Here is a 13181-nt window from a genome sequence, read left to right as displayed (position 1 = left end):
CCCTGCCCACACCGTGCCTCATGCGGAGGGCGGGGCCCAGCGGCTTCTGCATCACCTCCGACCCCAGGACGGCGGCACACGACTCGGCGGCGAAGGGCGCAGCGACTCACGAAGGACGAACAACCCGCTCCCCATGGAACCCGGGGCGGTGGGAGCACTTCCGGCGAGAGCGCCCTCGGTGGGCGGTGCAGAGGGATGCGGGGCCGGACAGCGCGAATCCCGGCAGCCGGCCGGCTGCCGGGATCAGGAGCGATGTGCCTACTTGGGCTTGATGGCGTCCTTGGCCTTCTCCTTGGCCGCGCGCAGGTCACCCTTGGACTCCTCGGCCTGACCCTTGGCCTTCAGGGACTCGTTGCCGACCGCTCCGCCGACGACCTTCTTGACCTTGCCCTCGGCCTGCTCGCCCTTGGCCTGAGCCTTCTCGTCCGCAGCCACAACCACTCACTCCCTGTCTCACTCGAAAGAGGTTCGCACCCCGTCTCACCCCAGACACCACCGCTAAACCGGAAACGTTGCACCACGGGCTTCTCCATAAGCAGGGTGTTCCAAAGTTGAATTGGATCCGTGGGAGTGGAGATCGATCCGCAGGGCACATGAGGGCTCGGAGGTTGATAACCATGGTTCCTGTTCTTCTTGTCCTTCTGCTCGCCCTGATCCTCTTCGGTGCCGGTTTCGCACTGAAGGCCCTGTGGTGGATCGCCGTCATCGTTCTGGTGGTGTGGGTCCTCGGCTTCGTGATCCGGCCCGCGGCAAACGGCGGCAAGCGCGGCCGCTGGTACCGCTGGTAAACGGACCAGAACAGCCCACTGACACGGGTGGGGCCCGACGCGACGGCGTCGGGCCCCACCCGTTTTCCTGCCTTCCCGCCTTCCTGTCACTGGAGGGATGAAAGTGGTGATTGCGCAGATACGGGGTACCAGGGGCTCATGGCCGGGGGTGGCCGTGACGCCGGGAACCATGGCCTCCAGCACGGCGCCTCCGGCCATCCGCATTCGACGTGAACGTGAATGTGTGGGGACCGGAAGCAGGGGAACCCGGCTTTCCGAGAAGGCGTCACCGCATTCGATGACGCCTACACAAACCGCAGTTCTGCTGCGGCAGGAGCAATCAATCTCGACAAGGGAGCCGTTCTTTATGAGTGACAACATCTGGGGCTACCAGCCGACCACCGGCCACACCGCGGGCACCGACCTGACCGGATACAAGGTCGAGGCCACCGACGGCAGCATCGGCAAGGTCGACAAGCACTCGGACGACGTCAACTCCGCCTACCTCGTCGTCGACACCGGCGTATGGATCTTCGGCAAGCACGTGCTGCTGCCGGCCGGGACCGTGCAGTCGGTCGACCAGGCCGAGCGGAAGATCTACGTCGCCCTCACCAAGGACCAGATCAAGGACTCCCCCGAGTTCGACAAGGACAAGCACGTCGGCGACGCCGGGTACCACGAGCAGATCGGCAGCTACTACCAGACCCGGCGCGGTATCTGACATCGAGCACAGCCCAGAAGTGGGGCCGCCCGGAGACTCTCCGGGCGGCCCCACTTCTCGTGCGCCCTGCATCGTGGGTGAGATCAAGCGCTTCTTCCGCGACACCTCCTGGGCCGTCCACGTACCCCGCCGCCTCCAGGAAGCCCGCGTCCAGCTCGCCAAAGCAACCGAAGAACTCCGCAGCCGGCTCGGGCGCACACCCACCACCCATGAACTGGCCCAGCTGATGTCGCTGTCGGAGAAGGACGTCATCGAGGCCCGCAAGGCCTCCAACGGCTACACGTCAACCTCCCTCGATGCCGCCATCACCTCCAGCGAGGACGGCGAAACCGCACTGGCCGAATTCATCGGGGTGGACGACAACGCCCTCGAACTGGTGGAGGACTTCCACGCACTCGCCCCGCTGATCGCCCAGCTCGACGACCGCGAACGCCGCATCATCCACATGCGGTTCGTCGACGAACTCACCCAGGCCCAGATCGGCGAACACCTCGGCATCTCCCAGATGCACGTCTCCCGCCTCCTGGGCCGCACCCTCGCCAAACTCCGCGAAGGCATGCTCACCACCAACTGAGCATCTCGTTCGCACGGCACTCGTGGCGCTGCCCGCGCTGCAGACCTTTGCGGAGCCGGGTTGCGTCCGGCAGGCGCACTTCCACGCGTTCGCCAAGTGGTCACCAGCAGACCCGCCCTGCGCCTTCTCGGACATCCCGGCGTGGCCGGCCGCGCAGGCGCAGACCCTCGCCCCCTTCCGCAGCTGGCACTGGTCACCGCCCGGCATCTGGAGTACAGCCTGCTGGAGTTACACCTCGGCAAGTACACCCGCGACGGCTCCGGCGGCGGTGCGGACAGCCATGCCACCGTGTTCGGCCCGCCCACCGAGGACAACTGGCCGGTCATCGACCCCGTCACCCAGGCGCGCGACGCTCGTCCTCGTCGAGCTGCTCTGCGTACGACCACACCGGGTCATCCATCTCGCGGCTCCGCCATCACCTGGTCCAAGTGGGCCCGGAGTCCGTTCACCGCAGCCGTGCCCAGGTCCGAGAGCAGAGCCGGATCCAGTCCGAGTTCCGCCGTCCTGCACCCGTCGACCACGCCGCGCATCACCGCGAAGGCGAGGTCGATCCACTGCTTCTCGGTCAGGTATTCCGGCTGACCGACGGGTTCCAGCCTCTGCGGCATGGCCGCTCCTTCGTCTCTGGGCACTGCGAAGTCTGTCCGTTTGCCGACTGCTTCGGCCCGCGGCCTCCCACACCGCCAGGATCTGCCGGACACGGCCGAAGCTGATTTCCCGCCCTACCGGAGACGAGCAGGAGGCGCCGCCGCCCAGATCGTAGGCGAGCGTGGCCGACGGCACGATCTCCTGTAACCGAGCGGTTCAGTCGGCGAGCTTCGCCGACTGAACCGCTCACGGCTGTGTCAGCGGTCTCGCGTAGCCTGCCTACCAAATACGCGGGCTGTGGCCTGCGCGGATGGGTGGGCCGATCATGAGCGAGCGTATGGAGTGGCTGGCGGAGCGCGATCGGGACGCTGCGCTGATCATCAGGACCGACTACGGCGACGAACAGGCCTGGGCTGCGGTGAAAGAGGAACTGCTGAGGCCCTGGGGTGATGGAGACTACGAGCCGTACGTCCACATCGCTGACGATCCGCAGTGGGCGGGATGCACCTCCGCTCAGATGCTCTCCGCGGCGTCTACCGACGAGGAACTGAGCGTGGTGTTCCTCGCCGACCACGACTCCATGCAGGATGGCCCCACCACGTTGCTGGCAGTGGCTGCCCTGACCAGGGAAGAGTGCGACAGCGACGAGGAGTTCGAGGCGGAAGGCGGCGAGTTCCGTACCGTCTCTGCCGGCGTCCACGAGATGCATGCGAACCTGATGATCGCCAACATGTCCTTCAGCGACTTCAAAGAAGCCGCCATGGAGGACTTCCAAGGAACCTTCCGAGGGTTCGCCACCTGAAGGACTCGGCTCGCCAACTCACGTGCTCACTCGCTGGCTGAAGCGCTGTCGCAATGCCGTCAAACGGGGCTCGCAGCTGTTCTGGATCCACAGGTCGAACTCGGGGCCCTTGATGTCGGTGAAGCCTGGACCGCCGGCTCGGGTGTCAGGGGACGTGTCTGCGCCTCGGATTGACATCCTCCCCGCCCTAAAGGGCGGGGATTCCCGCCTGGCTGCCGGTGGTGACCGGCTGGGCCTTCGGATGGGTTCCCCGTTCAACGAGCCGTGCCCGGCGTGGGATTTCCACTCCGGGACTGACCGGCCCTCCAGGGGCGTTTAGCCTCTCCGCCTGCCCGGCGGCGAGGATCACACGCGACGCATTGAGGTCACGATCATGCTCAGTACCGCAGCCCTCGCACCGCCAGATACGCACGTGCTGGCCGAGTGCGGGAATCGAGCAGACGTCGGGCTGTTGCGACCGCTGCTCGTGCACCCGGCGGCTGGGGTGCGGGCCGGAGCGGTGGCAGGGCTGCGGGCACTGGACTGCGTGGATGCGAAGCAGTTGCGGCCGCCCCTCGATGACCCTGCCGCCGGTGTCATCCGCGAGACCGCCACTGCCCTGCTGCCCTTGGTCAAGGAACTGCCCGCCAACTGGCTACTGGAGCGCACCGGCTCGGAGCGGCCGCGGCACGTCCGCGTCGGCGCATTCCGGCTGCTCGACGCGCGCGGCGGCATCGTGGCGCTACGGGTGGCGGTCGGTCTCTTCGAGGACCCGGACATGAAGCTGCGCACCTGGGCCGCGCAATCAGTGCAGCGCTGGCATCCGTCGCCGGACGCGCAGCGCGGTGACGCGGAGGTGGGTGAACTGCTTGACCGGAGCCGGCACCTCTTCAGCGACCACGTGCTGCGCCGACGCAAGTGGGAAGCCGGGGCGGACAGCTGAGACTGCACCGCGGTCCAAAGCACGCTGGTCCGCCGGGGTCAGTCCCACCAGAACGACCAGAAGGTCCGTGCCGGGAGGTCCATCGCGTACTCGGGGAACGGCGTGGGCGGGTCATCGACGATGTTGTCCGCGGTCGACAGCACGTGCTCCAGAGCGAGCAGATTCGCGTGCTCTGCTTCAACGGGAGGTCTCGCGGCCGAGACGTACAGCTCGCTGCCGAGCACCGCCACGACCTGTGCGCCAAAGCGGTCCTCCCAGCTCCGCGCGAGCGCACACAACAGAGGCAGGTATCCCCCTCCGGACCAGCCGATCAAGGCCAGAGCATCGCTGCTGCGACGGGCAGGAACGAGCGCCAGACGGCACGTGTACAGCAGGCCCCTTTTGACCAGCCACCCCAGCACGTTCGACGCTGTCTCCTCGGGCGACGGGCTTTCGGGCGCAGCCGGCATGGGCGGTGCCAGGCCCGGCCATTGTTCGAAGGGCGGTCCGGGGTCGTGGGGCCACGGCTCGATTCCTTCAGGTGCCGGGAATGGTGTCGGGTCCGTCCACCAGGGCAGCCGATGGCGCCGGTATTCGGCGAAGTCCGCGGCCAGTTCCTCTTCCAGACTGACGGCGTCGACCTGGTCCAAGCTGAGCGGTGTTCCCATGGCATCGGGCTGACAGAGCAGCGGGACCAGACCGTACGCACTCTGGTAGCTCAGCAGACGTGGCCACAACTCCTCGACGTCCCGCGGAAACTCGTCGGAGACCCACACGTGCGGGAGATCGGAAGGCAGGAACCGGCCGGGCGGCAGACCATCGGGCAGGGCAAACGACATGAGCGCACCGTAGACCGTGGTACCGACAACGCAGCCGCCCGCGGATCCAAGCAGACGTCCGTCCTCAGCGATCCGACCGAGGCTTCTTAGGAGTCAGCTGGCTTCTTGAAGTGCGGGTACCCACTCACCCCGGCACAGGTACCGCACGACTGGCGAACGTGTCGTCGCGACCGGTCCCTCCTTTCCATGCCGGCCTGTGCACCTTCACCTTCCAGAGTGCCCGCCAGGTCGACGTGCACGGTGCGGCAACTGTCGGCGGAGCGGCGAACAGGGCGGTCACGAGGGCGGCGGTAACGGCGGCCGCCATGGCGAGGAGGCGCCAGGTCAGGTGCATGACTACTCGTTCCCGCGCGTCGACGTCATGCCCACGCCCACGGGCCGTTACGCCACGCTGAAGGTCCGAGGCACCGCCGAGACCGGTGCGCAGGTCGGCCGGAGGCCACGGCCCCGGGGCCCCGCTGGACCGGGCCCCGTTTCCCTGCTTGCCATGAGCGATCACCCCGCCGTACATTCCCTGCACCCGGCTTGTCCGGCCGCTTCGTTTATCCCCTTTGAGCACATGAGGAGCGCCCGGTATGACGGGTGTAATGGCGGTCGCAGGCGGCACCGCATCCGGCAAGTCCACCCTTGCCGAAGCCCTGTCGCTTCAGTGTCCCGAAACCGTGGCCCTGGTCCACCTGGACGACTACTACGTGCCCGCGCACGACCCCCTGACAGGTGTGTGGACGGTCAGTGCCGACGGGCACCCTGTCCTCGACTGGAACCATCCGGGGTCGATCGACGAGGCAGCGGTGGCACACGCCATCGACGCGGCGCTGCTGCGCCCCGGCGTGCTGCTGGTGGTGGTCGAGGGCCTGTTCGCGCTGTCACTGCCGTCCGTGGTCCGGCGGGCGGCGTGGCGGGTGTACGTCGACACCCCCGACGACATACGCCTGGCCCGCAAGATCCTCCGGAAGATCGAGATGCAGCGGCAGGACCCCCGGCTGTCCCTGCGCAACTATTTGCAGACCGGTAGGGACCGCCACGCAGCCCACGTCGCGCCCTCCCGGGCGGCGGCCGATCTGGTCGTGGACGGAACCGCGAACGAGGCGGAGATGCTGGCGGCCGTCATGCCGCTGATCGGGCAGGCCCTCACGCCGCCGCCCGCGGCGCCCTCGCGGGCACGAGGGGCGTGCGGTGCGACCCGTACTCCCGGGGTCCCGGCGTTCGCGGTGTGACGTGACCGGGGGCACCGCCCCCCGGTGAGGGACTCCGCGTGGTCACGCTTCCGGCGACACGGCCCAGCCCCCGGTGGGCTCTCAGGTGGATCACGACCGGTCCAGCTCATGAATGCGGCCACGCGGCGCTCCGCTTCGGCGAGGGCGCCCCGGCCCGAGCCCGGACGGGCGGCCGCTGCTGGCGGCTGCCCACTCGGTGTGCCGAGCGCCGGCGGCACTCATGCCCCTCGCGCCGCGTGCGGAACGGCGTCAGACCGTGCCGGCACCGATGGGTTCTCGCGGCAAGGCGACGAAGCCGCCGTGGACAGAGCGAAGCGCGCACTGCGCACAATCTCCGCGCCCCGGCACCAGCCGGAATGGCAGATCACAGTGCGTGGTCGAAACGGGGTACAGCCTCTCAGCCGAACCGTTCGGTCCACGACGCAGCGTGACATGCCCTCGTGGTCACGTGTTCGGGGCTCCATGGCCCGTGTGCGGCCCTCGACGTTTCCGGCCCATCACGCAAACAGGTGAGAGATTGGTCCCGGCGGCGAGGTAACGATGGTTCTTGGGCCTTGCACATCCCGATCGGCTTCGAAGACCACCTCAGTTGATCACCCGAGGACGGCGTCGGGCCGGGACAACGGGTTCCGCGCCGAAGACCGAGCGATTCAGGCTCGGGAAGAACGCGAGGTCACCACGGTGGTCAGTCAGTGCACCGCATTTTCCCAATTACCGGTCACTCCGGAAGGAGAAAATCATGGCGGACAAACCCAGCATCGTTTTCGCGCACGGCCTGTGGGCTGACGGCTCGTGCTTCAGCAAGCTCATCCCCACGCTCCAGGCCGAAGGCCACACCGTCTGGGCATCGCAGCACGGCCTGGACTCGCTCGAGAGCGACGTCGCGTGCGTCACCCGAGGCATCAACCATGTGCCCGGCCCTGTCGTGCTGGTGGGCCACTCGTACGGCGGCACCCTCATCACCAAGGCGGGCACGCACGACCGCGTCGGAGCCCTGGTGTACATCTGCGCCCTCGCCCCGGACGAGACCGAGACCTCGCAGGCCCAGCAGGACAAGTTCGACAAGACGCCGGTGTTCGGGCACATCGAGGTCGCCGACAACCGCGTGTACCTCAAGGAGTCGGGCATCAGCCACTTCTGCGGCGACCTGCCCGAGGCCGAGCAGAAGCTCGTGCTGGCGACGGGGGCCGTGCCGATCGCCGACATCTTCGAGCAGCAGGTGCCCGGCACCGCCTGGCGCACGAAGCCCAGTTGGTACATCGTCGGCAACCAGGACGAGACCGTGAACCCGGAATTGCAGCGGGCCGCCGTCGACCGCATGGGCGCGCACGCTCGCCCCGTCGACAGCAGCCACGTACCCATGCTGTCGCAGCCCGAGTTCGTCCTCGACGTCCTCCGCGAGGCCGCGAAGTCGCTCTGAAGTCGCTCTGAGGCAACACCGCATCACCCCCGCCCTCCGCTCATGGCCGCGCTTTCGCGGCCCGAGCGGAGGGCGGGCCATCGCGGCCGGACGGCCTGTGGCGACCTGTGCATTGCGGTCACCTGCGTCGGACCGTGTCGCAGGTGTCTCGTAGGCTTTCGGCCATGAACGCGGGGGAATCCGGCAGACGGGTCATAGAGGGGCGCTTCGAGCTGGAGACGCGGCTCGGTGGCGGGGGCATGGGCACGGTGTGGCGTGCGCGCGATCTGGTCCTCGACCGGGCCGTGGCGCTCAAGGAGGTACGGCCGCCCGATCCGGGTCTTGCCGAGTACGACCCGCAGGGCGCGGCGATGCTCCGGGCCCGGGTGCTGCGCGAGGCACGGGCGCTGGCTCGCGTCGATCACCCCAATGTCGTGACCATCCATCACGTGGTGGACGGCGGGGAGTACGTCTACCCGTGGCTCGTCATGGAACTGGTGACCGGCGGATCGCTCCAGGACCGGCTCGACAAGGGGCCGTTGGCACCCGTCGACGCCGCCCGGCTGGGCCGCGAGGTGCTGGCCGCGCTGCGCGCCGCGCACGACGCCGGCATCCAGCACCGGGACGTGAAACCCGCCAACGTGCTGCTGCGGCCCGACGGGCGTCCCGTCCTCACCGACTTCGGCATCGCGACCGTCAGGGACTCGAGCGTCCTGACCGCGACCGGGTCGATCATCGGCACGCCCGACTACATGGCGCCCGAGCGCATCTCCGGCGGCGAGGGCGGCCCGGGTTCCGACCTGTGGTCGCTGGCGATGATGCTGTACGTCGCCGTCGAGGGACATCATCCGCTGCGCAGGGGAACCACCCTCGCCACGCTGGCGGCCATGCTGAGCGAGCAGCTTCCGCCACCCGCCCGGGCCGGAGTCCTGACCGCGTTCCTGAACGCCGTGCTCGTCAAGAACCCGGCCGACCGGGTGGACGCGACGACCGCGGACCGGCTGCTCGCGGAGGCGGTCGAGGGCGGCGGCACGGCTGCGAGTGCTCCCGCCGGGGCGGACGGGGCCACGTCGTACAGGCTGGCCCCTCCCCCGGATGCAACGCCCGTGCCCTCGGCGCCGGTCGGGTCCGGGCCGCCTGCCGGTTTCGAGCCGTCCGCCGGCTTCGGGCCGTCCACCGGCTTCGGACCGGCTTCAGGCTTCGGGCCGCCGACTCCGTACCCGGCGGGCCCCACGCGGCAGACGCCGGCGGGGCCGGGCAGCCGTGCGAAGAACCGCATCGCGATCGCCTCGTCGGTCGTCGGGACCGTGATGGCGGGAGTCCTGGTGTGGACCCTGCTGCCGGACGGAGGCGACAAGGACCAGGGAAAGGGCGCCGGTTCGGCCGGCGCGTCCTCCTCGGCCAGGACGACGACGGACCCCACGCACACGGCGTCCCGCCCGACCCCGACGCCGCAGGCCGACGCGAAGACGGATCTGCTCACCCCCGCCGGCATCCGGACGGCGGTGAGGGAGATCAAGGCCGCGACCGGCACGAACCGCGCATGCGACCTCACCGTCTATCCGACGTATGTCCTGGCGAACGTCATGGTCAAGGGCAGCGACACCCAGTACGACAGCTACACCTACCGCCCGGGCCAGGGCGCCGAGAAGGACATCATCAGCAGCGCGATCACCGGCGGCGAGCGCCCCTTCAGTCTCGACAGCTTCGACTGGGACGTCCTTCCCGCCCTGCTGAAGCGGGCGAGGAAGGACCTGAACGTACCGCGGCCGACCATGCGTTACGTCCTGGTCCGCCCTGCCGACGACACGTTCGACACCCCGCTGGGACTGGCCGTCTATCTCGCGGACGACCACGTCACCGGCTATCTGAACGCCGACCTGAAGGGCAAGGTGACCCGGGTGGTGCCGGCCCAGTCCTGAACGGCCTGCCGGTATCGCCCGCGCCCTCGGCGGCGGCCGCGCCCCGGGACGGGGGTGCCACGGCGCGGCGCGCGCCAGGCGTGCGTCGCGTTGCGCTTTGCTCGGCGCGCGCCCCCTGTGCACTCCCCCGCACGCCAACGGTGCGAAAAAGGCGGGCAGTTCGGGAGCGCAGACACATGCCGTGACGTTAGAGGGGCAGGTGGCCCTTCCGTACAGGGTTTGTCGTGGATCCTCCGTCTCGCAGCGTGACGCTCCCGCCGTTTCGGCCAGGAGCAATTAGCTCTATGCAGAAAGCTCGGAGCATAATGAGCTAGGCAAAGAGCTAAGAACTTTCTGTGCATGGCCGACGAAGTCGCGGGTACGTGCGCGGAGAAGGAGCGGCGATGACACACTCGATCGACCCAAGTCTGAACCGACGCAAACTACGCCTTTCGCTGCGTCGGGCACGTGAGAATGCGGCTCTGAGCCAACGGGAGGCAGCAGAGCGAGTCGAGTGGTCCCAGTCGAAGCTGATCCGGGTGGAGACCGGCACGGTCGGCGTGTCGGTCAGCGACCTGCGGGCCCTGCTGGCGCTGTACGAGGTGACCGACCCCGAACGGGTACAGGACCTCGAGGAGGCGGCACGGGGCAGCAAGGGACCGAGCTGGTGGTCCGGCTACCACGAGGTGATCACCCCTCAGTTCGCCCAGTACCTGGGATACGAGGGCGCGGCGACGTCCCTGCACACCTACCACCCCATCGTGGTGCCGGGGCACTTGCAGACCCGCGGTTATGCCGAAGCCCTCCTCGCCCCCCGCGACCTGGACGAGGACGTCTTCCAGAGGGTCGTGGACCTTCGTATGGAGCGTCAGCAGCGCATGTTCGACGACTCGGGCCGGCCGGCCTGCGTGTTCGTGCTCGACGAGGCAGCGGTACGACGTCAGATCGGAGGCAAGGACGTACTCGGCGAACAGCTCGACCACTTGCTCGCCCTCGGAAGCCGCCCGGAGGTTTCCGTGAGGGTGCTGCCGTTCGAGGCGGGGGCGCACTACAGCACGCTGGGCAGCTTCGTCCTGCTGGGCTTCCCCGACGACGACGATCTTCTCTATCTGGAGCACGCCGCCGGCAGCATGACCGGCGGTGAGGACCTGCGTCTGCTGGCCCGTTACCAGGAATGCCTCCAGGTGATCACGGATCTGGCCCTCGGCGAGCCGGAGTCGGCCGACCTGATCAGCCGCGTCCGGCAGGACCTCGGCGTCCGCTGAGCCGGGCCCCGTCAACGGTGACAGAAGCCAGGGGAAGGGCCGGACATGGTCTCCAGGTCGATAGGGCAGCGCCTGCTGGAGTGGGTGCGCATCAACACACTCGGCGGCGCGGAGCAGACCGAGGACCCGACGGATCAGGCCCTCATGGCCCAGGCCATCCAGGACCCCGCCCAGGCACAGAATCTGATCGCGATAGAAAGGGCCCGAGCGGAGAACACCCTGCAACTGGAGACGGCCCGCGGTCAGATGCGGCTGCGGATGGCGGCGCGGCTCGGACTCATAGGCCTGGGTGCCCTGCTGATCGTCGTGGCGGCCGTCGCGTTCGTCTTGAACAGGGCCGCCAGTCTCAGACTGTCACTGCCGGCAGCAGGCACGGGGTCCCTGACCGTGGTCGGCACGATGCTGCTCAGCGCGCTGGCCTGGTGGGGCAAGCGCGCCCACACACGCCGCCGCTCGGCACGGACTAACGAGGGGAACCCGCCTGAGAACCATACGGAAGGCGATCAGAATCCGGTGGGGGCGCCGTAGGGGACATCCCCGCGCGCCACAGGCCGGCGGCCACCGCCACGATGACGGCCACGGACACCCACAGAACCCGTTTGAGGACGACACTGTCGACCAGTGTCGTTGCCGCGGCGGCGGCGACCGTGGCGACGATGCCGACGACGAGCGTGAAAGTGATCGCTCCGCCCACCACTGCGGAACGGCTCCGGGCTCTCCCGCCCGGATGGTGAGCAGCCGACGCTCCAGCGTCCATACGCCCCCCTCCCCCTTGCCGCTGGCTGGTCAAGAACGTCACGGGCTCTGTAACTCCCCTGCCCTCACAGCGCCGAGGAATTCGGACCAGGCGCCACTGGTGAACGTCAAAGTCGGCCAGGCAGGTGCTTTCGAGTCACGGGTCCGCACGCAGTCACGTTCCATCGCGACCTCCACGCACTCGCTCTCGTTGCCGCACTTACTGCTCCTGCGCCACAAGGGTTTCCCCCCATGCACCACCTCAGATCCTCCCGATCCCCCGATCCGCCCCGATGGTGCGCAGTAACTCTAGTGGACGGTTGTGCACTACCGCAGAGCAACAGCCGGTTTGCCCCCGCCGGTTGCAACGAAGGGCGCCCGAAAGGCTACCCACAGCAACCAAGACCAAGGTTACGGTTGCCTGAACGGAACCGCCATACGGGAACAGGCCGACCTGACACCGCCCTTCGCGCTCGCCGTCCTCCACGTGCGACAACCCGTCCCCCGCAAGGGAACTGACGTCCACTGACATCCCGAGGCCGAACGTCCCGCGGGCTGCCCGGCCACGCGTCGCCCCCTCGGCGGCGGCCGCGCCTCGGTCCTCAGGCCGCGTGTCCGCCGTCCACCGCGAACTCCGCCCCCGTGACGTATCCCGCCTCGCTTCCGGCCAGATACGCGACGATCGACGCGACCTCGTCGGCGGTGCCGAAGCGGCCCACGGCGGTCAGCGCGCTCTGGCCCGGTGCGTACGGGCCGTCCGCCGGGTTCATGTCCGTGTCGACGGGGCCGGGATGGACGATGTTGGCGGTGATCCCGCGGTCGCCGAGTTCCCGCGCCAGTGCTTTGGTCAGGCCGATCAGCGCGGACTTGCTCGTCGCGTAGAGCGTGCCTCCCGGGCCGGGGACCCGCTGTGTCATGCAGCTGCCGATCGTGATGATCCGTCCGCCGTCGCCGAGGTGCGCCGCGGCCGTCCGGGAGGTCAGGAAGACCCCCCGGACGTTCACGTCGAGCACCCGGTCCACGTCCGCCGTGGTCAGGGACGCGAGCGGACCCAGGACCCCCACCCCGGCGTTGTTGACGAGGACGTCGAGCCGCCCGAACTCCGCGACGACCCGGTCCGCCACCGTGCCGGCCTCCCCCGCGTCGGCCGCGTCCGCGCGCAGGGCGAGCCCCCTGCGTCCGAGCGCCTCGACACCCCGTACGACGTCCTACGCGGCCTCCTTGCCGCTCACGTAGGTGACGGCCACGTCCGCGCCCTCGCGGGCCAGCCGCAGCGCCGTCGCGGCCCCGATGCCCCGGCTCCCGCCGGTCACGAGGGCCACCTTGCCGTTCATGTCTCGCTGAGAAGTCATGACCCCATCCCAGCCGCCCCGGCCGCGGAACGCTGGCGGCGAACGGACACCGACATCGGCGGACGGCACGGTGACCGGCCGGCCCCCGGCCCCCGGGCGCCGGGTGCGTGTCCCGGGGTT

14 protein-coding genes and 2 pseudogenes are annotated in these 13181 nt (G+C 68.9%); 10 read left to right on the top strand and 6 right to left on the bottom strand.

From position 1 onward, the window contains the following. Window positions 1-258 precede the first annotated feature (258 nt). Entirely contained in the window at window positions 259-435 is a 177-nt protein-coding gene (locus WJM95_RS34180) for a CsbD family protein (protein WP_339134871.1), read from the bottom strand. A 182-nt stretch (window positions 436-617) separates the two neighbouring features. On the opposite strand from WJM95_RS34180, the gene WJM95_RS34175 reads away from it, so the two are divergent. The 3 genes and pseudogenes from WJM95_RS34175 to WJM95_RS34165 form a co-directional block, all read left to right on the top strand. Beyond that, on the top strand, window positions 618-788 hold the full coding sequence (locus WJM95_RS34175; RefSeq protein ID WP_339134869.1) for a hydrophobic protein: 171 nt from the start codon (window positions 618-620) through the stop codon (window positions 786-788). A 346-nt stretch (window positions 789-1134) separates the two neighbouring features. Further along, window positions 1135-1488: a PRC-barrel domain-containing protein gene (locus WJM95_RS34170; protein ID WP_339134867.1), complete on the top strand. Its 354-nt coding sequence runs from the start codon at window positions 1135-1137 to the stop codon at window positions 1486-1488. Between the two features lie 52 nt (window positions 1489-1540). Continuing rightward, window positions 1541-2062: pseudogene (locus WJM95_RS34165) on the top strand (sigma-70 family RNA polymerase sigma factor); the annotation flags it as partial. Between the two features lie 392 nt (window positions 2063-2454). Here the strand turns inward: WJM95_RS34165 and WJM95_RS34160 are convergent. Continuing rightward, window positions 2455-2670, bottom strand: coding sequence for a hypothetical protein (locus WJM95_RS34160; RefSeq protein WP_339134865.1), 216 nt, complete (start codon window positions 2668-2670; stop codon window positions 2455-2457). A 305-nt stretch (window positions 2671-2975) separates the two neighbouring features. Between WJM95_RS34160 and WJM95_RS34155 the strand changes: the two genes are divergently transcribed. After that, a complete protein-coding gene (locus WJM95_RS34155) occupies window positions 2976-3452 on the top strand; it encodes a hypothetical protein (protein WP_339134863.1) in 477 nt (158 codons plus the stop codon). A gap of 187 nt (window positions 3453-3639) precedes the next feature. Here WJM95_RS34155 and WJM95_RS34150 read toward each other — a convergent pair whose 3' ends face one another. Next, window positions 3640-3864, bottom strand: a complete 225-nt coding sequence (locus WJM95_RS34150; protein WP_339134861.1) for a hypothetical protein — start codon at window positions 3862-3864, stop codon at window positions 3640-3642. On the opposite strand from WJM95_RS34150, the gene WJM95_RS34145 reads away from it, so the two are divergent. Next, window positions 3826-4374, top strand: coding sequence for a hypothetical protein (locus tag WJM95_RS34145; protein ID WP_339134859.1), 549 nt, complete (start codon window positions 3826-3828; stop codon window positions 4372-4374). The genes WJM95_RS34150 and WJM95_RS34145 overlap by 39 nt on opposite strands. Before the next feature lie 38 nt (window positions 4375-4412). Here WJM95_RS34145 and WJM95_RS34140 read toward each other — a convergent pair whose 3' ends face one another. Next, a complete protein-coding gene (locus tag WJM95_RS34140; RefSeq protein WP_339134857.1) occupies window positions 4413-5192 on the bottom strand; it encodes a DUF4253 domain-containing protein in 780 nt (259 codons plus the stop codon). Window positions 5193-5767: 575 nt separating this feature from the next. Between WJM95_RS34140 and WJM95_RS34135 the strand changes: the two genes are divergently transcribed. From WJM95_RS34135 to WJM95_RS34115, 5 genes are all read left to right on the top strand, one after another. Beyond that, window positions 5768-6409: a hypothetical protein gene (locus WJM95_RS34135; protein WP_339134855.1), complete on the top strand. Its 642-nt coding sequence runs from the start codon at window positions 5768-5770 to the stop codon at window positions 6407-6409. Between the two features lie 739 nt (window positions 6410-7148). Then, window positions 7149-7829, top strand: a complete 681-nt coding sequence (locus WJM95_RS34130) for an alpha/beta hydrolase (RefSeq protein WP_339134853.1) — start codon at window positions 7149-7151, stop codon at window positions 7827-7829. A gap of 164 nt (window positions 7830-7993) precedes the next feature. After that, the gene (locus WJM95_RS34125; RefSeq protein ID WP_339134851.1) at window positions 7994-9730 is read left to right on the top strand and encodes a protein kinase; all 1737 of its coding nucleotides are present in this window, start codon (window positions 7994-7996) and stop codon (window positions 9728-9730) included. A 383-nt stretch (window positions 9731-10113) separates the two neighbouring features. After that, on the top strand, window positions 10114-10974 hold the full coding sequence (locus WJM95_RS34120; RefSeq protein ID WP_339134849.1) for a helix-turn-helix transcriptional regulator: 861 nt from the start codon (window positions 10114-10116) through the stop codon (window positions 10972-10974). Window positions 10975-11019: 45 nt separating this feature from the next. Next, window positions 11020-11502, top strand: a complete 483-nt coding sequence (locus tag WJM95_RS34115) for a hypothetical protein (protein WP_339134847.1) — start codon at window positions 11020-11022, stop codon at window positions 11500-11502. A 267-nt stretch (window positions 11503-11769) separates the two neighbouring features. On the opposite strand, the gene WJM95_RS34110 is transcribed toward WJM95_RS34115, so the two are convergent. Then, window positions 11770-11895 (bottom strand): DUF397 domain-containing protein, encoded by a 126-nt coding sequence (locus tag WJM95_RS34110; RefSeq protein ID WP_339136022.1) that lies wholly within the window; start codon window positions 11893-11895, stop codon window positions 11770-11772. 416 nt (window positions 11896-12311) lie between these two features. Then, window positions 12312-13061 (bottom strand): annotated as a pseudogene (locus tag WJM95_RS34105) (SDR family oxidoreductase). Window positions 13062-13181 lie beyond the last annotated feature (120 nt).

Source organism: Streptomyces sp. f51, from assembly GCF_037940415.1.
In the GTDB taxonomy this organism is placed as follows: Bacteria; Actinomycetota; Actinomycetes; order Streptomycetales; family Streptomycetaceae; genus Streptomyces.
This window is presented reverse-complemented; position numbering and strand designations above follow the sequence as displayed.

Coding starts and splice junctions, on each gene's coding strand:
- WJM95_RS34125 (WP_339134851.1), top strand. CDS start 7,994: ATGAACGCGGGGGAATCCGGCAGACGGGTCATAGAGGGGCGCTTCGAG.
- WJM95_RS34115 (WP_339134847.1), top strand. CDS start 11,020: ATGGTCTCCAGGTCGATAGGGCAGCGCCTGCTGGAGTGGGTGCGCATC.
- WJM95_RS34140 (WP_339134857.1), bottom strand. CDS start 5,192: ATGTCGTTTGCCCTGCCCGATGGTCTGCCGCCCGGCCGGTTCCTGCCT.
- WJM95_RS34170 (WP_339134867.1), top strand. CDS start 1,135: ATGAGTGACAACATCTGGGGCTACCAGCCGACCACCGGCCACACCGCG.
- WJM95_RS34110 (WP_339136022.1), bottom strand. CDS start 11,895: ATGGAACGTGACTGCGTGCGGACCCGTGACTCGAAAGCACCTGCCTGG.
- WJM95_RS34175 (WP_339134869.1), top strand. CDS start 618: ATGGTTCCTGTTCTTCTTGTCCTTCTGCTCGCCCTGATCCTCTTCGGT.
- WJM95_RS34145 (WP_339134859.1), top strand. CDS start 3,826: ATGCTCAGTACCGCAGCCCTCGCACCGCCAGATACGCACGTGCTGGCC.
- WJM95_RS34160 (WP_339134865.1), bottom strand. CDS start 2,670: ATGCCGCAGAGGCTGGAACCCGTCGGTCAGCCGGAATACCTGACCGAG.
- WJM95_RS34120 (WP_339134849.1), top strand. CDS start 10,114: ATGACACACTCGATCGACCCAAGTCTGAACCGACGCAAACTACGCCTT.
- WJM95_RS34130 (WP_339134853.1), top strand. CDS start 7,149: ATGGCGGACAAACCCAGCATCGTTTTCGCGCACGGCCTGTGGGCTGAC.
- WJM95_RS34135 (WP_339134855.1), top strand. CDS start 5,768: ATGACGGGTGTAATGGCGGTCGCAGGCGGCACCGCATCCGGCAAGTCC.
- WJM95_RS34155 (WP_339134863.1), top strand. CDS start 2,976: ATGAGCGAGCGTATGGAGTGGCTGGCGGAGCGCGATCGGGACGCTGCG.